The organism is Pseudomonas gozinkensis, from assembly GCF_014863585.1.
In the GTDB taxonomy this organism is placed as follows: Bacteria; Pseudomonadota; Gammaproteobacteria; order Pseudomonadales; family Pseudomonadaceae; genus Aquipseudomonas; species Aquipseudomonas gozinkensis.
Map to the genome: position 1 here is coordinate 1,606,924 of NZ_CP062253.1, position 20,866 is coordinate 1,627,789.

At 58.8% G+C, this 20,866-nt stretch carries 20 protein-coding genes, 1 tRNA gene and 1 pseudogene; 15 read left to right on the top strand and 7 right to left on the bottom strand.

Going from position 1 to position 20,866, the window contains the following annotated elements; all coding sequences use genetic code 11:
* The first annotated feature begins 140 nt into the window (after positions 1–140).
* The 6 genes from dapA (at position 141) to IHQ43_RS07235 (ending at position 4,831) form a co-directional block, all read left to right on the top strand.
* Positions 141–1,019, top strand: coding sequence for a 4-hydroxy-tetrahydrodipicolinate synthase (gene dapA / locus IHQ43_RS07210; RefSeq protein WP_007958015.1), 879 nt, complete (start codon positions 141–143; stop codon positions 1,017–1,019).
* A 17-nt stretch (positions 1,020–1,036) separates the two neighbouring features.
* Positions 1,037–2,152: an outer membrane protein assembly factor BamC gene (gene bamC / locus IHQ43_RS07215; RefSeq protein ID WP_192563877.1), complete on the top strand. Its 1,116-nt coding sequence runs from the start codon at positions 1,037–1,039 to the stop codon at positions 2,150–2,152.
* Between the two features lie 4 nt (positions 2,153–2,156).
* Positions 2,157–2,915, top strand: a complete 759-nt coding sequence (locus tag IHQ43_RS07220) for an MBL fold metallo-hydrolase (protein WP_007958017.1) — start codon at positions 2,157–2,159, stop codon at positions 2,913–2,915.
* A 28-nt stretch (positions 2,916–2,943) separates the two neighbouring features.
* Positions 2,944–3,657 carry a phosphoribosylaminoimidazolesuccinocarboxamide synthase gene (purC, locus tag IHQ43_RS07225; RefSeq protein WP_007958019.1) on the top strand — a complete coding sequence of 238 codons (714 nt, stop codon included), beginning with the start codon at positions 2,944–2,946 and terminating at the stop codon, positions 3,655–3,657.
* Positions 3,658–3,740: 83 nt separating this feature from the next.
* A tRNA-Ser gene (locus IHQ43_RS07230) sits at positions 3,741–3,830 on the top strand.
* Positions 3,831–4,081: 251 nt separating this feature from the next.
* The gene (locus tag IHQ43_RS07235) at positions 4,082–4,831 is read left to right on the top strand and encodes a restriction endonuclease (protein WP_192563878.1); all 750 of its coding nucleotides are present in this window, start codon (positions 4,082–4,084) and stop codon (positions 4,829–4,831) included.
* 169 nt (positions 4,832–5,000) lie between these two features.
* Here the strand turns inward: IHQ43_RS07235 and IHQ43_RS29450 are convergent, their stop codons facing one another.
* The gene (locus IHQ43_RS29450; protein ID WP_244142248.1) at positions 5,001–5,291 is read right to left on the bottom strand and encodes a DUF3077 domain-containing protein; all 291 of its coding nucleotides are present in this window, start codon (positions 5,289–5,291) and stop codon (positions 5,001–5,003) included.
* 401 nt (positions 5,292–5,692) lie between these two features.
* Between IHQ43_RS29450 and IHQ43_RS07245 the strand changes: the two are divergent.
* A pseudogene (locus IHQ43_RS07245) lies at positions 5,693–5,881 on the top strand (type II toxin-antitoxin system HicB family antitoxin); the annotation flags it as partial.
* A 73-nt stretch (positions 5,882–5,954) separates the two neighbouring features.
* On the opposite strand, the gene IHQ43_RS07250 reads toward IHQ43_RS07245, so the two are convergent.
* On the bottom strand, positions 5,955–6,851 hold the full coding sequence (locus IHQ43_RS07250) for a DUF2950 domain-containing protein (RefSeq protein WP_192563881.1): 897 nt from the start codon (positions 6,849–6,851) through the stop codon (positions 5,955–5,957).
* Positions 6,848–8,248, bottom strand: a complete 1,401-nt coding sequence (locus tag IHQ43_RS07255; protein ID WP_192563882.1) for a DUF3300 domain-containing protein — start codon at positions 8,246–8,248, stop codon at positions 6,848–6,850. Before IHQ43_RS07255 ends, IHQ43_RS07250 begins: the two co-directional genes overlap by 4 nt.
* Positions 8,249–8,505: 257 nt before the next feature.
* On the opposite strand from IHQ43_RS07255, the gene ppk2 reads away from it, so the two are divergent.
* Positions 8,506–9,330 carry a polyphosphate kinase 2 gene (gene ppk2 / locus IHQ43_RS07260; RefSeq protein ID WP_192563883.1) on the top strand — a complete coding sequence of 275 codons (825 nt, stop codon included), beginning with the start codon at positions 8,506–8,508 and terminating at the stop codon, positions 9,328–9,330.
* Between the two features lie 170 nt (positions 9,331–9,500).
* Here the strand turns inward: ppk2 and IHQ43_RS07265 are convergent, their stop codons facing one another.
* A complete protein-coding gene (locus IHQ43_RS07265; RefSeq protein WP_192563884.1) occupies positions 9,501–10,262 on the bottom strand; it encodes a hypothetical protein in 762 nt (253 codons plus the stop codon).
* Positions 10,263–10,505: 243 nt separating this feature from the next.
* Positions 10,506–10,697 (bottom strand): YegP family protein, encoded by a 192-nt coding sequence (locus tag IHQ43_RS07270; protein WP_064383113.1) that lies wholly within the window; start codon positions 10,695–10,697, stop codon positions 10,506–10,508.
* Positions 10,698–10,973: 276 nt separating this feature from the next.
* Between IHQ43_RS07270 and IHQ43_RS07275 the strand changes: the two genes are divergently transcribed.
* The 6 genes from IHQ43_RS07275 to IHQ43_RS07300 all read left to right on the top strand — a co-directional run bounded on the left by IHQ43_RS07275 (position 10,974) and on the right by IHQ43_RS07300 (position 16,554).
* The gene (locus IHQ43_RS07275) at positions 10,974–11,942 is read left to right on the top strand and encodes a glycosyltransferase family 2 protein (RefSeq protein WP_192563885.1); all 969 of its coding nucleotides are present in this window, start codon (positions 10,974–10,976) and stop codon (positions 11,940–11,942) included.
* A 3-nt stretch (positions 11,943–11,945) separates the two neighbouring features.
* Entirely contained in the window at positions 11,946–12,656 is a 711-nt protein-coding gene (locus IHQ43_RS07280) for a class I SAM-dependent methyltransferase (RefSeq protein WP_192563886.1), read from the top strand.
* Positions 12,653–13,039 carry a GtrA family protein gene (locus tag IHQ43_RS07285; RefSeq protein ID WP_192563887.1) on the top strand — a complete coding sequence of 129 codons (387 nt, stop codon included), beginning with the start codon at positions 12,653–12,655 and terminating at the stop codon, positions 13,037–13,039. Before IHQ43_RS07280 ends, IHQ43_RS07285 begins: the two co-directional genes overlap by 4 nt.
* Positions 13,036–15,132 carry a DUF6311 domain-containing protein gene (locus tag IHQ43_RS07290; RefSeq protein ID WP_192563888.1) on the top strand — a complete coding sequence of 699 codons (2,097 nt, stop codon included), beginning with the start codon at positions 13,036–13,038 and terminating at the stop codon, positions 15,130–15,132. Before IHQ43_RS07285 ends, IHQ43_RS07290 begins: the two co-directional genes overlap by 4 nt.
* Positions 15,133–15,204: 72 nt before the next feature.
* Positions 15,205–16,131, top strand: a complete 927-nt coding sequence (locus tag IHQ43_RS07295) for a LysR substrate-binding domain-containing protein (protein WP_192563889.1) — start codon at positions 15,205–15,207, stop codon at positions 16,129–16,131.
* Between the two features lie 57 nt (positions 16,132–16,188).
* Positions 16,189–16,554: a 5-carboxymethyl-2-hydroxymuconate Delta-isomerase gene (locus tag IHQ43_RS07300; protein WP_192563890.1), complete on the top strand. Its 366-nt coding sequence runs from the start codon at positions 16,189–16,191 to the stop codon at positions 16,552–16,554.
* A gap of 3 nt (positions 16,555–16,557) precedes the next feature.
* Here the strand turns inward: IHQ43_RS07300 and IHQ43_RS07305 are convergent, their stop codons facing one another.
* Together IHQ43_RS07305 and IHQ43_RS07310 are read right to left on the bottom strand one after the other, a co-directional pair.
* Positions 16,558–17,493: a LysR family transcriptional regulator gene (locus IHQ43_RS07305; protein ID WP_085605584.1), complete on the bottom strand. Its 936-nt coding sequence runs from the start codon at positions 17,491–17,493 to the stop codon at positions 16,558–16,560.
* Positions 17,494–17,669: 176 nt separating this feature from the next.
* Complete coding sequence (locus IHQ43_RS07310; RefSeq protein ID WP_192563891.1) at positions 17,670–18,887, bottom strand: cyanate transporter; 1,218 nt, start codon at positions 18,885–18,887, stop codon at positions 17,670–17,672.
* A gap of 297 nt (positions 18,888–19,184) precedes the next feature.
* Between IHQ43_RS07310 and IHQ43_RS07315 the strand changes: the two genes are divergently transcribed.
* The gene (locus IHQ43_RS07315) at positions 19,185–20,834 is read left to right on the top strand and encodes a phosphoethanolamine transferase (protein ID WP_192563892.1); all 1,650 of its coding nucleotides are present in this window, start codon (positions 19,185–19,187) and stop codon (positions 20,832–20,834) included.
* Positions 20,835–20,866 lie beyond the last annotated feature (32 nt).

A 20,866-nucleotide genomic window follows, 5' to 3' on the forward strand; every position in this document is an offset into this window, starting at 1 on the left:
TACAAGCTGATCAGTACCGATCAAAGTCTGAAGGGTAGCGAAAAGCGGCGCCAAGGGGAATGGCGGCACAGTACTTCGCTTGTGCAAGCATCTTGGCGCCAGTACCATTACCGCTCTCTTTTTCCGGCAGGAGCGGTTTCATGATTGCGGGCAGTATGGTGGCACTGGTCACACCCATGGATGCACAAGGGCGTCTTGACTGGGACAGCCTCAGCAAACTCGTGGACTTCCATCTCAAGAACGGCACCCATGCCATTGTCGCGGTCGGCACCACCGGCGAGTCGGCAACCCTTGATGTAGAAGAACACATCGCCGTCATCAAAGCCGTGGTCAAACAGGTTGCCGGTCGAATTCCGGTGATCGCCGGTACCGGCGCCAACTCGACCCGCGAAGCAGTCGAGCTGACCCGCAATGCCAAAGAAGCCGGCGCCGATGCCTGCCTGCTGGTAGTCCCGTACTACAACAAGCCGACCCAGGAAGGCCTGTACCAGCACTTCAAGCACATCGCCGAAGCGGTCGACATCCCACAGATTCTCTACAACGTTCCTGGCCGCACTTCCTGCGACATGCAGGCCGAGACCGTGATCCGCCTGTCCACCGTGCCGAACATCATCGGCATCAAGGAAGCGACCGGCGACCTGAAACGCGCCAAGGCGATCATCGACGGCGTGAGCAAGGACTTCATCGTGCTGTCCGGCGATGATCCGACCGCAGTCGAGCTGATCCTGCTGGGCGGCAAGGGCAACATCTCCGTCACCGCCAACGTCGCCCCGCGCGAAATGGCCGACCTGTGCGAGGCCGCGCTCAAGGGCGACGCCGAGACTGCACGGGCCATCAACGAAAAACTGATGCCGCTGCACAAGGACCTGTTCATCGAAGCCAACCCGATTCCGGTGAAGTGGGCTTTGGTCGAAATGGGCCTGATGCACCAAGGCATCCGCCTGCCGCTGACCTGGCTGAGCGCTCCTTGTCATGAAACGCTGCGCTCGGCCCTGCGCCAGTGCAACGTCCTGGTTTAATTGAGGAAGTACAACGCATGAAGCGAATGGCCGGACTTTCCGCACTTGCCTTGATTATCTCCAGCACCAGTGGCTGCGGATGGATCTGGGGCCCGGAAGGTTATTTCCGTGACCGTGGTAGCGATTACCTGGAAGCGCAACAGACTGCACCGATGCAACTGCCACCGGACGTCAGCACCTCCAAGCGCCTGGATCCGCTGCTGCCGATCCCGCGCAACGTGGCCGACGACACCGCCAAGGGTGAATACATCGTTCCGCGTCCTCAGCCGCTGTCGGCCGTTGCCGACGCCAGCGACTACTCGCTGCAAAAGAGCGGTGATTCGCGTTGGGTCATGGCCCAGCACCCACCGGCCGAAGTCTGGCCAGTGGCGGTGCAATACTTCCAGGACAACGGTTTCCGTCTGGATGAACAGCGCCCGCAAACCGGCGAATTCACCACCACCTGGCAGCATTCCGACGAACTGTCCGCCGCCATGGCCAAGCGCCTGAGCGCCGCCGGCGTCAGCACCGACAGCGAAACCCGCGTGCGGGTGCGCATCGAGCCAGGCGTGCAGCGCAACACCAGTGAAGTCTACGTGGTCAGCGCCGAGCGTCCTGCCGGCAGCACCGCCAATGTCGATTTCACCAACCGTTCGGTCAACACCGGTCTCGACGCTGCGCTGGTCGACGACATGCTCGCGAGCATGAGCCGTACCTCCGAGAAGGGTGGTTCGGTGTCGATGCTGGCTTCGCGTGATTTCGACACCCCGAGCCGTGTCAGCCTGAGCGAAGACGGCAGCGGCAACCCGGTACTGAACGTCGGTACGGACCTGGATCGTGCCTGGTCGAGCGTCGGTCGTGCGCTGGAGCAGGGCGAATGGCGTGTTGAAGACATCAACCGCAGCCTGGGCCTCTACTACATCAACTTGTCCGAGAAGGCCGAGAAGAAAGACGAGAAGCCTGGTTTCTTCAGCAGCCTGTTCGGCAGCGCGCCGACCAAGGAAGAAGTTGAAGCCCGTGCCGAGCGTTATCAGGTTCGCCTGAGCAAGGTTGGCGAGAACGTTCAGGTGACCGTCGAGAAAAACATCAACACCGTTGCGCCGGCGGATGTGGCTCGCAAAGTGTTGAGCGTGATTCAGGACAACCTGGGCTGATCCAATGCGTTTTGCCGTTCTCGGCAGCGGTAGCCAAGGGAACGGCACGCTGATCGCCAGTGCTGATACGTATGTGCTGGTGGATTGTGGTTTTTCCCTGCGGGAAACCGAAAAACGCCTGTTGCGCCTGGGTGTGAACCCGGCGCAACTGAGCGCGATACTCGTAACCCACGAACATGCCGACCACGTGCATGGCGTGGGTTTGCTGTCTCGGCGCTACAATCTGCCTGTCTACCTCAGTCGCGGCACACTGCGCGGGATGCGCAAACCGATTGAACCTGCCGGTTTCGTGACCGGTGGCGAGCAACTGCAGATCGGTGCTCTGAACATCGGGGTCATTGCCGTGGCCCATGATGCGCAGGAACCGACCCAGTATGTGTTCAGTGACGGTGAGCGGCGCTTCGGCCTGCTGACTGACCTGGGCTCTTACTGCGAGCGGGTGCTGGACGGCTATCGGGACCTCGATGCATTGATGATCGAGTCCAATCACTGTCGCGACATGCTCGCCCGTGGTCATTACCCGTACTTTCTCAAGCAGCGGGTGGGCGGCGAGCTGGGACATTTGAACAACCATCAGGCGGCATTCCTGGTGGCGGAGTTGGGCTGGCAAGGCCTGCAACACCTGGTCCTGGCCCATCTGAGCAGCAAGAACAACCTGCCGCAGCTGGCCCGGCAATGTTTCGTCGACACCCTCGGGTGCGACCCGGACTGGCTGCAACTGGCCGATCAAGATTCAGGGCTCGACTGGCGCCACATCGCCTAGCCCATCTACTTAGCAAGCGGAGCCCATCATGGAAAAACGTGAAGAACTCTACCGCGGCAAAGCCAAATCGGTTTACAAGACCGACGACGCTGACCGCTTGATCCTGCTGTTTCGCAACGACACTTCGGCGTTCGACGGCAAGCGCATCGAGCAGCTCGACCGCAAAGGCATGGTGAACAACAAGTTCAACGCCTTCATCATGCAGAAACTCGAAGCGGCCGGTATTCCGACCCAGTTCGACAAGCTGCTGGCCGACAACGAAGTGCTGGTGAAAAAACTCGACATGATCCCGGTCGAGTGCGTCGTGCGTAACTACGCCGCCGGCAGCCTGGTCAAGCGTCTGGGCGTCGAGGAGGGCATGAAGCTCAACCCGTACACCTTCGAACTGTTCCTGAAGGACGACGCCAAGGGCGACCCGTTCATCAACGAATCCCACGTCGTGGCATTCGGCTGGGGCACCGCCGAGCAACTGGCGCGCATGAAAGAACTGTCGCTCAAGGTCAACGAAGTCCTGAGCAAACTGTTCGACGACGCAGGCCTCTTGCTGGTGGACTTCAAACTTGAATTCGGCGTGTTCAGCGACGGCTCCATCGTCCTGGGCGACGAGTTCAGCCCGGACGGCTGCCGTCTGTGGGACAAGGACACCAAGAAGAAGATGGACAAGGACCGCTTCCGCCAGGGCCTCGGTGACGTCATCGAAGCCTACGAAGAAGTCGCCAACCGTCTGGGCGTACCGCTTTAATCGACGCAAGCATCTGATAGCACGGAGAAATTTTCGAAAGAGGGTTTGCTTTCGGTAAAAGTGTTGTTATGATGCGCGCCGTTGGAGAGATGCCAGAGTGGCCGAATGGGACGGATTCGAAATCCGTTGTACCTTCACCGGTACCTAGGGTTCGAATCCCTATCTCTCCGCCATACATAGAAAAGCCCCGTAGATGAAAATCTACGGGGCTTTTTTGTTTGTGCTGGGAAAGCGTAGCTGGCTATTAGAAGGCATGGGGCGGTTACCTATTGATGGAAAATAAATCAGTCCCCGTGCTCGTCGTCTGGGCCTAAGATTTAAATACCGTTACTAGGATCGTTGGATTAATCGCGAATCTCAGATTGTAATTGCCGCCCGCGTCATCATTTCGGTGGCTGAAGTAGCCCAGGGAAGTTATGTCGTAATGATCAGCCGAAACGTTCCTGACAGTTGGCAAGCGCTGCAGACTGAGGTCGGCCGCATTCTTCATGAGTGTGGTTTCGACGTCGAGGTTGAGAAAAAGACTCAGGCTGTTCGGGGGGCAGTGGAGCTGGACGTTTACGCAGAGGAAACAGTTCGCGGCCGGAAGTATGCCATCGTATGTGAGTGTAAATACTGGAAGTCGCGTATCCCGCAAAACGTCGTTCACGGGTTCCGAACCGTAGTTCAGGACATCGGGGCCAATATTGGCTACATCATTTCGATGGAAGGATTTCAGTCTGGAGCTATATCCGCTAGCGACTTGACGAATTTGAAGCTCGTCACTTGGCAAGAGTTTCAGGATATCTTTGAAGAGAGTTGGTACGAAGGATTCTTCACCAACCAGATTCATGAAAGGCTGTCTAGCTTGATGACTTACGCCGAGCCATTTGCACCTACATGGTTTGAACAAATGTCGGATGAGGATAAGTCAACATACTTCGCGCTTAGGGATAAGTATGAACCGTTCGCGTGGGTAATGCAGTCGCTCGGCCCCTACAGTCGTCGTTTCAGAGCAAACCCCATTCCTCAGCTTCCTCTGCGTATGAGACTTGATGCAGACCCGACTTTAGGCACTATTCCGGCTCACATCTTGGACGAAACTGGATACAGAGAGCTCCTGGAAGCCTCCTTGGCCTATGGCGAAGCCGCGCTTTCAGAGTTCCGAGTATTGCGGGATAGGTACACGTCCTAACCCGCGTCAGTTCGGTTAAAGCAGGTAGGGAAATGGGGACCGCATTTATTTTTGTTCTAGTGCTATGGGTTCGACTCTGCTTTTCCTCAGTCTGTATTTGAAAAGCCCCGTGTCTAAACAGCAGCGGGGCTTTTTCGTTTTTGCTGGAAATTGGGGTGTGACGTAATCGTTACTTTTCTGTGTTCAGCGTTCTTGCAGGCCTCGGCGAAACCGCCTTCATCACATCATCAACAACCGCCTTACCCATCTCCGTCAAGAAATGCGCAGCCCAAGCATATCTGTCAGTTTCCCGGATGAACGCCGCATCTTCGGCAAGTGCTTTGGCAAGGGCCAGCAAGTCAGAAGCTTGAGCCAACGCCTGGCTGACAGGCACTCCAGCGCTGACATGAAACAACGGAATGTCGGAGCAATAGAGGAAGGGCGTAGCCCCAGCGGTTTTTTCTTCAGGTGCATCATGCATGTGTAACTCCTTGACTGTGAGGAGCTGCCACTTTCGTTTCCAAGCGAATGGGTGGCAGCTGTGCGCAGGTTGGAAACCGGGAGTCAAGGAGACCGGCACGCCCGAGGGCGTCCCACGCACAGCCGCCATAAAGCAAATTTGCGGGCGTAAGAAGTTGCCAGCATTTGTCAGGGGCGCTGTTGCGTGACTCGTCGGGTTTCCAAGCCCGGCCGCTGAATAGGCAGCGACGTCTTGAGAGTATCCCGCCGAAAGAAAGGCCAACAAGGCAGCAACCGGCCGTTATGCACAGCTACAGCCCATTCACACGCAACTCGCGGATTCTGCCTACAAGCTCGTTTTGAGTCACCTGATTATTCTTGTCGGCGTGATGCTCAAACCCGATAACGACCAGGAAGTACCCGATGAACGTGATGAGCTACAAGGGCTTCACCGCCCGCATTGGGTACAGCGACGAGGACGGTCTTTTTGTTGGTCATATCGAAGGAATAAAAGATGTCGTCGGTTTTCATGGCGAGTCGATCAACGAACTCCGCGAGTCATTCGAAGAAGCCGTCAAAGACTATCTGGAAACCTGCGCCCGACTCGGGCGAATAAACGAAAGCCCCGTAGCTGAAAATCTACGGGGCTTTTTCGTTTCCGATCCCGCGTAATCCGATACCCCAACTACTTCTGCCCCAAATCCACCACCTCCCAACTATCATCCGGATCAAACCGCTTCATCGCTTTCGCCACCTTCTCCCCATCCGGCCCGAGATCCTTCTGAAACACCTGGCCCTCATGGCTGATCATGAAGCTCATCACCCCGGTGTCGTCATACTTCGCTGGCCACGCGATCAAGGCAAACCCGCGACTCATCTTGTCTCCAATCAGATAGCTGTAGGCGCCGCCGGGTGCAGACGGGCCTTGGGCGTCGAGGATGCGGAAGTGGTAGCCGTGCCAGTCTTCGTCGTTGATGGCCTGGCCGAAGGCGGGGCCGAGGGGGCTGATCTGGTTGGTGTCGTCTTCTGGCCAATAGAGGCCGTCGTGTTTGCCGGGGGAGCTGAAGATTTTTTGTGCGTATTCGAGGGCGCCGTCGCCGTCGCGGTCTTCCGAGGCGTAGTCCATTTGGGCGTCGTGGTAGGCCAGCGCCGATTGCACCGCCGCCAGTTCGTTACGACCGATGCGGCGGGCGCGAATTTCGACCTGCGCGGCTTTCATGTCGAAGCGCCAACCGGTTTTGTCTTTGATGAGCGGGATGGGCAGCGTCCAGTGATCGGGCCCGACGGAGAGCACGGCCTTGCTGTCGCCGGTTTTTTCAAGGGTGTGCTGTTCGCGGTATTGCTGGAGGAAGGCATCGACATCGCTGCGCTGGACGCCTTCACGGGGAATGAAGCTGTGCCATTCCTCGCCCAGCAGTTCGGTCAGGCGTTTTTGATCGGCGTGTTGTGTACCGAGGGCTTCGACGAAGGCATCAGCGGCTTTTTCCGGGGTTGGAAACACTTGCTGGGCCGAGGCGAAGGTCGAAAACGCGAGGCCGGCCGCGAGGATCAGGCAGCTCCTGACCAGAGAATGGATGTTCATCGACGGCCACCTCCTCTCTGACGCATGCCCCCGCCGGATGGCCGGCTGATCTGATGTCCGGCTGCGCGGGAGGTGTTGGGGCGTTGCGCGGAAATCTGGCTGGCCCGGCCGCGATCGGCCTGGACGCGGGTCTGTGACGGGGAGCGCGCGCCAGCGAACGCGTTGTTGCGCGCACTGCCCGCTGCGGGTCGGGCTTGGGACGCACGGTTGTCACGTTGATTGGCGCCCGGCTGGCGCGCCTCCCGCGTGTTGGCTTGAGCGCGGTCGGCGGCTCTGGGTCTGTCCGCGCCGCCTTGCATGCGATTGCCGACATTGGCAGATTGCGCTTCGCGCACTTGATTGCGGGCTTCCCGATTGCTGCTGGCGGGGCGTTCGATACCGGCCCTGTCCATCGAGCTACGGGCCCGCTCCCGAGCCTGCGCCCGCTGCGCGTTGTCTCCGCGATAGGCATCACGCTGAGCCGCGCCGTCCAGCTGCCGGCCATACTGCGCGCGGCTGCGGTTGTCACGATAGGGCACGCCATCGCGATGCACGGTGTTGTGCTGCCACTTGTTCTGGTTGTTGGTGATCCGGTTGTTGGCGTTGATGTTGTTGTAACGGTTCACATCGATGTCGATGTCGTTATGGCCCCAGTCGCAGTTACCCCACAACGACGCGACGACCGCCACGCCCGTGCCGAAAGCCAGTCCGGCCACCAGTGCCTGACCCGGATAGTAAGCGGGCGGCGGCGGGTAATACACCGGCGGTGAGGCCGGATAAGGCCAGGTGCCGTAAGTGGTGGTCGGGTTATAGGTCGGAACGTAGACGACCTGCGGATCGGCGGGCTGAATGATGATGGTCGTGTTGTCGGCCGGCTTGGTTGCCCCGGCAGAGATGGGCGGCGTTACGTTCTGCACGGTCACATTCTGATATTGATTGCTCTGCAGATTGCCCGCCGCCTGGGCCTGACGCCGCAAACGCTGAACACCCGCCATGAGTTCGTCAGGCTGAGCCAGAAAGGCATCCCCCAGACGTTGTACCCAAACCGGATCCTGCCCCAGTGTCGCCAGGACCTGCGGGAACGCCACCAAGGCCTGCACGCTGGGATCCCACGTCTGGCTGGCCACTTGCTTGACCGCGTCATCGCCCTTGGCGTCCGGATGCGCCTTGGACCAGGCCGAGGCCTCGGCGACTTCTCCCGGATACGTGGCGGCCATCAGCACTTGAGCAAGCAGGGGATCGGGATACAGGGCAATCGACGCGAGCATCTGGTCGAGCTGCTCCGTGGTAAACACGGCATCTTTGGCCGGAGCGGTGGCCGCCGCCGGGGCTGCAGGCGCATCGGCGGCCTGCAACAAGAGCGGTGCAGCGCTCAAGGCGAGCATGAGCGACGCGGCACGCAAGAGCGAACTGTGCATGACCTCTTCCCCACATCCAGATGGCAGGTTTGCAACAAGCGAGGCATCAGCGGCTGACATCGAAAGCTGCGCCGTGATGGAGAATGGTTGGCGATTGGCGTTCCGTCAAAAGTTGTACAGGCTTTTTCGAAATAAGCACGTTGCCTGTGACTTACCGCGCGTTAGCTTGCGTTTTGCGATAAATGGCTAAACTTTCCGGTTCCAGGCCATGCAATGCCAACGAGCCTGGCTGTCGCTCCAACCCGAGAGGTCTGGTCATGGCAAAGGGAAAGAAGAAAGACTCGCCCCGAGAAAAACCTGACGAACATACGAAGCTGTCCAACAAGGACTACCTTGCCGAGCTGCGCCGCTTGCATATCGAACTGGTGAAAATGCAGGAGTGGGTGAAGGCCGAAGGCATCAAGATCTGCATCATCTTCGAAGGCCGCGACGGTGCGGGCAAGGGCGGCACCATCAAGGCGATCACCGAACGGGTCAGCCCGCGGGTCTTTCGCGTCATCGCATTGCCGGCTCCGACCGATCGCGAGAAGAGCCAGATGTACCTGCAGCGATACTTGCCACATTTGCCTGCAGCCGGCGAAGTGGTGATTTTCGATCGCAGTTGGTACAACCGCGCCGGCGTCGAGCGGGTGATGGGATTTTGCACGGACAAACAGGTCGACAAGTTCCTCAAGAGCGTGCCGCTGGTGGAGCGAGCGGTAGTCGGTTCGGGGGTGATCCTGCTCAAGTACTGGCTGAATGTCAGCCAGGAAGAACAGACCCGGCGCCTGGAGGCGCGCATTGTCGACGGTCGCAAGATCTGGAAGCTGTCGCCGATGGACCTCAAGTCTTACAGCCGCTGGTACGACTACTCCCGGGCACGGGACGAGATGATCGAAGCGACCGACACCGATTACGCACCGTGGCTGGTGGCTAACTCGAACGACAAGCGTCGGGCTCGGCTCAATATCATCTCCGACCTGCTCAGTCGCATCCCGTACAAAGAGGTGCCACGAGAAAAGGTGACCTTGCCCAAACGGCAGAAACCGGGTGGTTATAAAGAGTCGGATTATCCGTTCAGGCATATACCTGAGAGATTCTGAAGGAGGTAGGAGCTCACAGCCCCGTCTGCTCGGCAATTAAAAGCCTCGTAGTTGAAAAACTACGAGGCTTTTACGTAAGCGATACAGGTCTGTGGAAAGTCTCTTTGGAAAAAGAGATGGGGTGGGGCCGAAAACTCGTTTGGTTTGGCTTGAAGCGATGTCTGATCGGGCTAACGCATGTCAATTTCACTGAACTTGAGCGTGAGGCTCTGATCATTCAAATCATTGAATACGAGCTTGATAGCAGGGGTTTTGCTCAGCTTGCTGTTGCTCTGCTGGAAAATCAGTGTGACTCGGGTAGGGACATTGCGGATTAATTGAAATCTTAGCCAAGAGCGATCTTCCACTTGACCTACACGAATCGATTCAAACTTTAGCGGACCTCCTGATTCATCGAACAGGCGCGTGCTCTCATCAAAGCGGAAGCTGCGGTCCACATTCAAGTTCGTCAACTCGAAGGTGCACGTGGGCAACCTTCCGATATTTTCGCAACCTTCAAGCTCAAAACGAACATTGTCCAGGACTTCCATGCGCTTGCCGAGCAGGTTGCTACCTTCGTTCTCTACGATTTTCGCCTGTAGTTTTGCAAATTCGAATGAGGGTTTTGCGTACTCGGTTCCCAGGATGAAGAACCCGAATGACATGCCGGAAATGATAACGAACTGCAAGCAGCCTCGAAGCAGCGGTGTGTAGTTGCGAATTTGCCATCCGATGGAAACTGCACCCAAGAACATAAAGGTACTGACAAGCAATACCACGTTCTTCCAACTGATGAAGCTGAATCCGAATACGCTTGGATCTGGCACTACGTAGGTAATCAGTGCCCACATGGCACCTAACAGAACACCGAGACCGGCCATGCCCCGCGTGATCAGAGATGTAAGCTTCTGGGTACGAGAGAGAGGAACCGGTAAATCCTGATGGGAGAGCAAAGTTACGAACTCCTTGTTTCGTAGCCTGATCATGTGTCCGTGATGGTGAATGTCGGGCCGATGGGAGAAGAATCCCTGATGTCAGGGAGTCATGGGTTGTGGCAGCTTGCCATTATCCATCTGCGGTGATCTGGGTAAAGCCTGATCTTGACTGAATTGACTGTCATCTGGATCGACTGATTTCTTGACGGTCGGTCATCTCAAATGAATGCTGCCTATGGGCACAGGCAGCATTCTTTTGCCTCAGATCTCCTTGACCGGCGTGTCCCCCTGCACACCCTTGATCAACTCGATCACATGCAGACAATCCGCCTTGTTCACATACGACTCGCCGCTGGCGACCGTCTCGTGGTTGCCTGCCCGCAGCCGCCAGCGCCATTGGCCCTTGCCGGTGCTCGGGGTGCCTTTGGATTGCCTGTAAATCTCGAAATACATTCAGTTCGCTCCATGCGATTTATGTGCGACAGCCTGTGTGACGCCTCGACGCAAGCCTAGCGGAGCGCGGATTTTTGGCTATCGGGGATTTGTTTCCAATCGTTCGTGAATGTTTCTGGAAGGCGCGGACCAGAGCGCATGGATCGGCCTGCGGATTGGCCGGAACGCCGTCGTTTCACCCTTGCATGACATTCCGGGCTGCTGCTTAATACGGTGCGGCTCATGGCGTCGAACAGCGTTCGACGACCGACAATCACTATAAAAAAGAGCAGTCCATTGACCCATCCGCACGGAACGCAAAACGCGGGCCCGGTGAAGTTGTCGCTGGTGATCCCTGTGTTCAACGAAGAGGATAGCCTTGAGGGCTTTCTCCTGCGCATTCGACAGGTGTTCGAGGGTGATTCCCGGATCAGCCTCGAACTGGTGTTCGTCAACGACGGCAGCTCCGATACGACGCTGGAACGTCTCCTGAACTGCCAGGAAAGCGATGCGCGTATCCGTGTGGTGGATCTGAGTCGCAATTTCGGCAAGGAAGCGGCGCTGTCCGCCGGTTTGCAGATCGCCACGGGGCAGATCGTGGTGCCGATCGACGTTGACCTGCAGGATCCGCCCGAGGTCATTTTGCAGATGATCGAGTGCTGGCGCGAAGGCTTCGAGGTGGTGCTGGGCCATCGCCTCAGCCGGCGCAACGACACCTGGGCCAAGCAGACCTCCGCCAGCTGGTTCTATCGCCTGCACAACCGGATTGCCGAGCAGCCGTTGCCGGAAAATGTCGGCGATTTTCGTTTGATGGATCGCTGTGTGGTCGATGCGTTGCTGACCTTGCCCGAGTCACGGCGCTTCATGAAGGGCCTGTTCGCCTGGGTCGGTTTTCGCACCACGCAGGTCGAATACGAACGCCCGGAGCGGGCAGCGGGGCAGACCAAGTTCAATGGCTGGCGGCTATGGAATTTCGCACTGGAAGGCATCACCAGTTTCAGCACCGAGCCGCTGCGGATCTGGACATATCTGGGAGCGATGGTGTCGCTGGTGTCGTTCGCCTTTGCCATGTTCATCGTGGTGCGCACACTGTTGTACGGTGTTGATCTGCCGGGCTATGCGTCCTTGATGGTGGCAGTGACGTTTCTCGGTGGCCTGCAACTGATCGGCATTGGCGTACTCGGTGAATACCTGGGACGCACCTACATTGAAGCCAAGCGCCGACCGGTCTTTCTGGTGCGCCGCGTTTACGATCCCAAGGACTGACCGATGGACCTCAAGGAAACCGACATTCTCGGCGACAGCATCGGCGAGCATTGGTATTACTGCTCCAAAGCGGCCGCCACCCGGCGCTTGCTGGGTGAAGCGCCGATCAAGCGCATTCTCGATGTCGGTGCCGGTTCAGGATTCTTTTCCCATCATTTGTTGACCCATACCACCGCGCGCGAAGCGTGGTGTGTGGACATCAGTTACCCGGCCGACTCCAGCGCCACCACCGCCGGCAAACCGGTGCATTACCGCCGTTCCATCGACTCTGTGGACGCAGATCTGGTGTTGCTCATGGATGTGCTGGAGCACGTGGATGACGACCTCGGGTTACTCAAGTCTTACGTCGACAAAGTGCCGTCCGGCAGTCGCTTCCTGATGACCGTGCCGGCGTTCCGTTTCATGTGGAGCGGGCACGATGATTTCCTCGAACACAAGCGCCGCTACACCCTGGGGCAGTTCGAAGCTCTGGCGAGTAACGCCGGATTGACGGTGGAGCGGAGCGCCTATTACTTCGGAGCGGTCTTCCCGATTGCGCTGGTGTCGCGCTTGATAACCGGTGGCGCTCGGGGGGCGGCACCGCGTTCACAGCTGAAAAAACACCATCCGCTGGTCAATACACTGCTGAAAACCCTGTGCAGTTTCGAGCTGCCCTTGATGGGCATGAATCGCCTCGCCGGTTTGAGCGTGTTCGTGCTGGCGCGCAAACCGTGACGGCTGCCGAAAAATCCCCGTTGATCCAGCGCGGTCTGCGTTTCGCCGTGACCGGTCTGTTCGTCACGGCGCTGCATGCGCTGGTGGCGGTGCTGTTCATCAACTTTGTCAGCCCCTTGCCTCCCTTGGCCAACGGCGTGGCGTTTGTCGTGGCGACAGTGGTGTCCTACGTGGTCAACACCACTTGGAGTTTTTCGGCCCGACTGCACGGTAAAACCTTGCTGCGTTTCATGCTGGTTTCGGCGGGCGGCTTTCTGTTGGCGATGTTTGTGGCCTGGGCGGTACAGATGGCCGGGTTGCACTATCTCGCCGGAATCGGTGCCGTGGCGCTGACGATTCCGGCATTCACCTTCGTACTGCACAACTTCTGGACATATCGATGAAGGATTCACGGGAGCACCCGGCACTTTCCCTGTTGCCGCTGTTATTGGGTGTTCTGGTGTTTTTTCTGGTGGTCGGACCGCAAGCGCTGAACCCGCAAAACATCGCCTGGCTGGAGCAGGGCGATCCGGCCACGCATTATCTGGGCTGGGCGTTTTTCCGGCATGGGCCCTGGACATTTCCGCTGGGGCTTAATCCGCCCTACGGGCTGGAACTGGGCAGCTCGATCATTTTTTCCGACTCCAATCCGTTGCTGGCACTGTTGTTCAAACCGTTCAGTGGCTGGTTGCCGGACACCTTCCAGTATTTCGGTTTGTGGCTGCTGGCGTGTTGCGTCTTGCAGGCCTGGTTTGGCTGGAAACTGCTCGGGCTGATGACGCCGCATCCCGTTCTCCGTTTGCTGGGTACAGGGCTGCTGGTGTTCTCGCCAGCGATGTTTTTTCGCATGGTGGGGCACCTTTCCCTGGCGGGGCATTTCCTCCTCCTGGCTGCGCTTTACCTTGCGCTGTTGCCGAAACTGAGGCGGCGCCACCTGGCCTGGGGAGTACTGCTCGCGGTGACGGCATGGGTGCATGCCTACTTGCTGGCAATGGTTGCCCTGATCTGGGTGGCGGATTTGCTGGGCAAGACGTTCAGTCGGTCGTTGACCCGACGTCAGGGGCTGATCGAGGCTGGCGTGCTGTTCGCACTGGTGAGCGGGTGTTGCTGGCAGGCCGGTTACTTCAGCATTGCCGATGGCGCGGCCTCCGGTGGTTTTGGCTTGTACCGGATGAATCTGTTGTCCCCCGTCGATCCCGCAGGCTGGTCTTTGATGTTGCCCGGTCTGCCGAAAGAAGAGGGGGATTACGAAGGTTTCAACTATTTCGGTCTGGGTGTTCTGTTGCTGGTGCCAGCGGCTTTTTTTGCCTGGCTGCGAAACCGGCAACCCTTGAAGGATGAAGTGCGTGCTCGTCCATGGCTGTTGATGGCCATGCTCGGTTCATGGCTGTTCGCGCTGTCAAACCGGATAGGCATAGGCACGTTGACGTTCGAGTATCCGCTGCCGGATGGCGTCATTGCCCTGGCCAGCATTTTTCGCGCCTCGGGGCGGATGTTCTGGCCGGTGTTGTATGCCTGCATCCTGACCATCATTTTTCTGCTGGTACGCGGTTACCGGCCACGCATCGCCGTCGGTCTGCTGGCCGTCGCGCTGTTGATCCAGGTGGCCGACACCCGCGGCGGCTGGATGGCCATCAGACAGGGAAAAATGCTGGCGCCTTCATCGTCCTGGAGCAGTCCGCTGACGGATCCCTTCTGGGCCGGTGCTGCTGCGCGTTACGCCAATGTGCGCAGCCTGATGCCGCAGAATCAGAGCGATCGCTGGCAGATGATCGCCGGTTTCGCAGCGACCCACGGGATGAAAACCGATGCGGTGTATCTGGGACGCATGAGCACTTCGGCGCTGGCGCTGGCACAACAGCATGCACGGCGGATGCTCGACTCGGGGCAGTACGACGCGGACTCGTTGTACGTTCTGGATGACGAGGCTCTGGCGGACGCAGCGAAAACCGTCAACAGTGAAACCGATCTACTGACACGCGTGGACGGAGTGGCGGTGCTGGCGCCCGGCTGGAAGCGTTGCGCAGAGTGCCTGCAGGTGCCTGATGAAGGGCGGCAGATATTGCTCACGCCGCTCACTCGTCCAGGGCAAACGCTGACCTTCAATTATCGCAATCGACAACTGGCCAGCGGCTGGTCGCAGCCGGAAAGCTGGGGGACGTGGACAGAAGGGCGCCAGGCGAAAATCCAATTGCGGTTGCCGCCGTCGGCGCATTTGATCGTGATCGACGCATTGGCTTTCATATCGCCCGGGCACCCCGGCCAGCGGGTGATCGTCAGCCTGAATGGCCAGCAGGTACTGGATACCCGTTTGACACAGTTTCAAGGCAATCGGCTGGAAATTCCGATCAGCGCCCAGCTCAGTAAGCGCCTCGGGAACGATGACCGGCTCGACATCGAATTGCAGCTGCCGGATGCCGTCAGCCCTCGGCAGCTGGGTATCAACGATGATTCGCGGATCATGGGCCTTGGGCTGAAGTCCTTGATGGTGCAATGACGCACCGTTTCGATGGACGCCGCCCCCACGGCCTTTCTACACTGCCGCAATCTGGGGATCGGGGGGCAATGGATGAACCGCAATGAACTACGCAAAGCCGACATCAACCTGATGGTGGTGTTCGAGACCTTGATGCTCGAACGCAACGTGACCCGCGCGGCGGAGAAGCTGTTTCTCGGCCAGCCGACCATCAGTTCGGCGCTCAACCGTCTGCGCACCATGCTCAACGATCCATTGTTCATCCGCGTCGGCCATCGCATGGAGCCGACGGCCCGCGCCGAAGATATTTATCGGCATCTCAAGCCAGCGCTCGACTCGCTGTCGGTGGCGCTGAGCCTGACTCGCGATTTCGATCCTGCCGTCAGCACCATGACCTTTCGCATCGGCCTGTCCGATGACGTCGAATTCGGTCTGCTGCCGCCGCTGTTGCGCGCCTTGCGCCAGGAGGCGCCGAGTGTGGTGTTCGTGGTGCAGCACGTCGATTACTGGCGGATTCCCGATCTGCTGGCAGCCGGCGACATCACCGTCGGCATCAGCCAGACCCGCGGCCTGCCGGCCAACGCCAAGCGCAAACTGCTGCGGCATATTCAGCCGAGCATCCTGCGCGCCGACAAGTCCGACACGCCGCTGACCCTCGATGAATATTGCGCACGCCCCCATGTGCTGGTTTCCCACACCGCCAATGTCAGTGGCTACGCCGATGAGTGGCTGGCGGATATCGGTCGCACCCGTCAGGTGGTGTTGTCGGTGCCGCAGTACAGTTCGTTGCCGGCGCTGCTCGCCGGCACTGATCTGATCGCCAGCCTGCCGGACTACACCGCCGACGCCATGGCCGGTTCCGGGCTGTTGTTCAAGGAGCCTTTCCCGTTCAAGACACCGACCCTTGATTTGTCGATGGTCTGGCTCAGCCACGTCGACAGCGACCCGGCCGAGCGCTGGTTGCGTTCTCGGCTGGAGCAGTTCATGAGTGAGCGGCCGGTGATGTCGTCGCTGGCGTGAGTCAGGCGTTGCTGTGTTATATGTACGACCTTTTTGCCGAACCACTGGAGCACCGACATGCCACACCTGCACCTGGAATACACCGCCAACCTGCCGCAACTGAACGCCGACGTGGCGTTGATCCGGCTCAACAACACGCTGGTGGGTTCCGGTCAGTTCGCGGCGGAGTTCGATATCAAGAGCCGTGCGCTCAAGGTTGAAACCTTCAAGGTCGGCACCGCCATGAACGAGCGCGCCTTTGTCGCGGTGAGGCTGGCGCTGCTCAGCGGGCGTTCCCCGGAGATCAAGAAGCAGCTGTCGCAGAGCCTGTTGGCGGTGTTGCAGGATCTGTGCGAATGGCCGGCCGGGGTCGAGGTGCAGTTGAGTGTGGAACTGCTCGACATCGACCGTGGCTCCTACAACAAGACTGCCATTGGCGTGTAGGACTCAGGCCGCTTCCAGCTCCGCGCAGGTCTTGATGACCTGCTCGCGCAGCCAGAGGTTGGCGCTGTCCTGATCGACGTTGTGGCTCCACTGCATGTCGAGGGTGAACCCCGGCAGACCGTTCGGCGCCTCGCAGTGGTTGAACACGGCATCGTTGGTCAGCAAACGCTGGATCCGCCGGGGCAGGGTGAGGATGAAATCGGTGCCGGTGATCATCTTCAACGCCGCGCTGTAGCTGTTGGAGCGGGCGACGATCTGGCGTTTCTGCGCCTGGCGCGCCAGCCAGCCATCGACCATGTTGGTGGTCGACGTCCACGGTGTCGGGAACACATGCCGGCGTTCGGTGAAGGCTTGCAGACTCAGGCGCGGCTCCAGCGGCGTGGCGCGTTTGTCGAACACGCAGACCAGGTCATCTTCCAGCAGCATGCGTGACTTCAGGTCTGCATGGCTGCGATGGAAGTGCGGGCCGAAACAGATCACCAGATCGAGGCTGCCGTCACGCAGCTCTTCGACCGGCACGTCGGTTTCGAATTTGTGCATGTTGACCATCACCGGCAAGTCATCGAAATCAAAGCGCTTCAACATCCGCGGCAGAATCAGTTGCTCGAAGTATTCCGGGGCGCAGATGTTGAAAGTCACCGGTTGTGCCATCGGGTCGAAGGTCGGGGCGCCGGCGTGGCAGAGGTTGATGCTTTCGAGGATTTTCTGCACATGGCCGTACATGCTGCTGGCCTTGTAGGTCGGGCGCATGCCCGTACGGGTGTTGACGAACAAGTCGTCTTCGAAGCTGGTGCGCAGTTTTTTCAGGCAGTAACTGACGGTGGACTGGCTGACGAACAGCGCCTCCGACACGTCGGTGACGCTGCTTTGCTCATACACGGCGACAAACACCATGAGATCCTGCATGTCGAGCTTTCTAAGCAAGTTACTGTTCAGCATCCGTTCTGTCTCGCTGTGCTCCTTGCGCCGAATCCGCGCAAACGTGTGCGCATGATCGTAACGGAACGATGGTGCCAGGAGAAAGCCCTGTAGGACTTTTCACGGTCAGTTGTGGGACAGAAAGTTTTAGTAACACGACGTACACAATCAAACCCGGAAAAGGTGGCCAGAAGCCTTTATCCAGACGGATCGGCCTGCCATTTGCCCGAGCAGCCCATGTGTCGGGCGTAATGCCGTGGGTTGAAGCGCAGCACCATCAGCAGCATGAGCGCCATCACTGCCGTCAGTGACCACCAGGCCCACTCGAAGCTGCCCAGTCGATCGCGAACCACGCCAGCCATCAGCGGCGAGAGCCCGGCAATCAGGTAACCGATGCCTTGTACGAATGCTGTGAGCCCGCCGGCACGTTGTGGTTCGTCAATGTGATCGAGGGACACGATCAGGCTCATCGGGAACAGTCCGCCGATGCCCAGCCCAAGCAGGCAGGGCCACAGCAGGCTCAAGTGCCGGGGGCTGAGGATCAGACCCAGGAATCCGGCGATGATCAGGCCGAGCAGGGCGCCAAGCACCAGGCGTCGGTCACGGCTGCGATTGGCGATGGCCGGCACCACCAGCCCGGAAATCACCTCCATGGCCGTCAGAAAACCCAGCATCAGGCCGGCGTTTTGTTCGCTCCAGCCCTTTTCCACGTAGTACGGGGCCAGCCAGGCGAGCACGCAGGTGTAGGACGCGGTGCCGAGGCCGAAGAAGATCGCGAGCAGCCAGGCGCGGGAATTTGTGAAGAAGGATTCTTTTCTGACAGCTACTCGGTTGGTGGCCGGTGACGTGGCGCGGGTTGCGTACCACACAGGCACGGCGAGCAGTGCCAGTAACCCCCAGACCGCCAGCCCCGCCCGCCAGTTGCCGGTCTGCATCAGCACCCACGGTGCGAACGAAGCAGCCAGCGCCGCGCCGCCCATGATCGAAGTGACATAAAGGCCCATGCACAGCGCCACTTTGTCCGGAAACCGCGATTTGATCAGTGCGGGCATCAAGGCCTGGATCAGTGCAATGCCGATCCCGGCCAGCACGGCGCTGGCGATCAATCCGCCCGCCGAGTCGAGAAACAGCCGCGAAAGCGTCGCCACGCCGATGATCAACAACGACAGTAGCACCGTGCGCTGTTCACCGAGGCGCTGGCTGACCGCCATGCCGCAGAACATCGCCAGCCCCATCGCCATCACCGGCAGCAGGGTCAGCAACGCTGCAAGGCTGAAACTCAGCGCCATATCGCCGCGAATGGCCGAGAGCAAGGGCCCGACGGCCGCCATCGATGGGCGCAGGTTGAGGGCGACCAGGATGATGCCAAGCATCATCCAGACAGCGGGGCGGGCAGTGGCGCGAACGTTTTCCATCGTCAGACCTTGAGACCAGAGGCTGTCGATTAGGCGGGGCAGCGAGCGAGGCGGCAAATCAGAAAATCAGGAGCGGTATCGAGAAATTCGATACGGCCCCTCGTCGCCCGCGACTGAACCACAGCTGAATCATTCTCAAATACTCTGCAAGTTTCATGGTTATTTCATGTGCCAACTAATCGTTGGCTTCTTTTTCACAAAAAATTGATGGTTGCCTGCTTAAAGTTTGTGTTGTCTGAGTCAATGAAATTTTCACAATTGACGACGGCACTTCTTTCAAGGAAATAGCCCCTCGCCATGTTCAAGTTAAAAGCCGTGCGCCCGGAATGGGTGACGTTGTTTGCCAGCGCCTTTCTTTTGACCGGATTCAATTTCGTTCTCTGGCAGCACCTGTTCGATATCACCACCGCGGACGGCAAAGGCATTGCGATGCGCATTGCGTTCGGGGTCATGATCTTCGCGGCGTATAACATTGTGCTGACGTTGCTGGCGTTTCGACCCGTTATGAAACCCGTATTGACGTTGTTGTTCATGGTCAGCGCCGGCGTGGCTTATTTCATGAGCCAATACGGCGTAATGATCGATGCCGGTATGTTTAGAAACTTTGCCGAAACCAATGCCACTGAAGTGCGCGACCTGCTGTCTTTGAAGTTGCTGGCTTATATCCTTTTTCTGGGTGTCTTGCCGTCCTGGTTGTTGTGGAAAGTTCCAGTCAGCTATCGCCGCTGGCATCGCGAGTTATTAAGTAAAGTTGTGGTGAGTATCGCGTCGGTCGCGGTCATTGGTGGCGTGGCGCTGGCCAATTATCAAGGGTTGTCGTCGCTGTTTCGCAATCACCACGAAATTCGCTTGATGCTGGTGCCGAGCAACTACATCGGCGCCTCGGCCGGTTATCTGCGTGAGCAGGTGGCTTCGGCGCAGCAACCGTTCGTCACGATCGGCGAAGACGCCCAGCGCAATGCCGCCGTGCAGAACCATCCGCGCAAATCCCTGACGGTGCTGGTGGTGGGGGAAAGTGCCCGGGCGGAAAACTTCGGCATCCTCGGTTATGACCGCGACACCACACCGAAACTGGACAAGGAAGCCGGCCTGATCGCCTTCACCGACGTGCATTCCTGTGGCACGGAAACGGCCGTGTCGGTGCCGTGCATGTTCTCCAACATGGGCCGCAAGGATTACGACGCCAGCAAGGCGAAGAATGAAGAAGGGCTGCTGGACGTACTGAAGCGTGCCGGGATCGACGTGATCTGGCGCGACAACCAGTCCGGCTGCAAGGGCACCTGCGATCGCGTCACCCTGCAGGACGTCAGCAATCTGAAAGACCCCGCGCTGTGCGCCAACAGCGAATGCCGCGACGAAATCCTGTTGCAGGGCCTGCAAAGCTTTATCGATCACCTGGACAAGGACACCGTGCTGGTCCTGCACCAGATGGGCAGCCACGGCCCGGAATACTTCAAGCGCTATCCGAAGGAATACGAGCGCTTCACCCCGGTGTGTGAAAGCAACGCGCTGAACAATTGCAGCCGCGAGAGCATCGTCAACGGCTACGACAACACGCTGGTGTACACCGACCATGTGCTCTCGAGCCTGATCGATGTGCTGCGCAGCAATCAGGAAAAAGTCGATACCGCCATGCTTTACCTGTCCGACCACGGCGAATCTCTGGGCGAGTACAACCTGTTCCTCCACGGCACGCCGTACATGCTGGCGCCGGAGCAGCAGAAACACGTGGCGATGCTGGCGTGGTTCTCCGACAGCTATCAGAAGTCCTACTCGGTCGACACACATTGCCTGCAAATGAGCCGCGACAAGCCGCTGAGCCAGGACAACCTGTTCCACTCGATGCTCGGTCTGCTGGAAGTGCAGAGCAAGGTCTACCAGCCCGATCTGGACATGTTTGCCGGCTGCCGGGGTGCGGTGATCGACGGGGTGTTGGCCAAGGACTGAGCCGGCAGACTCACTCTGTAAGACTATTCTTT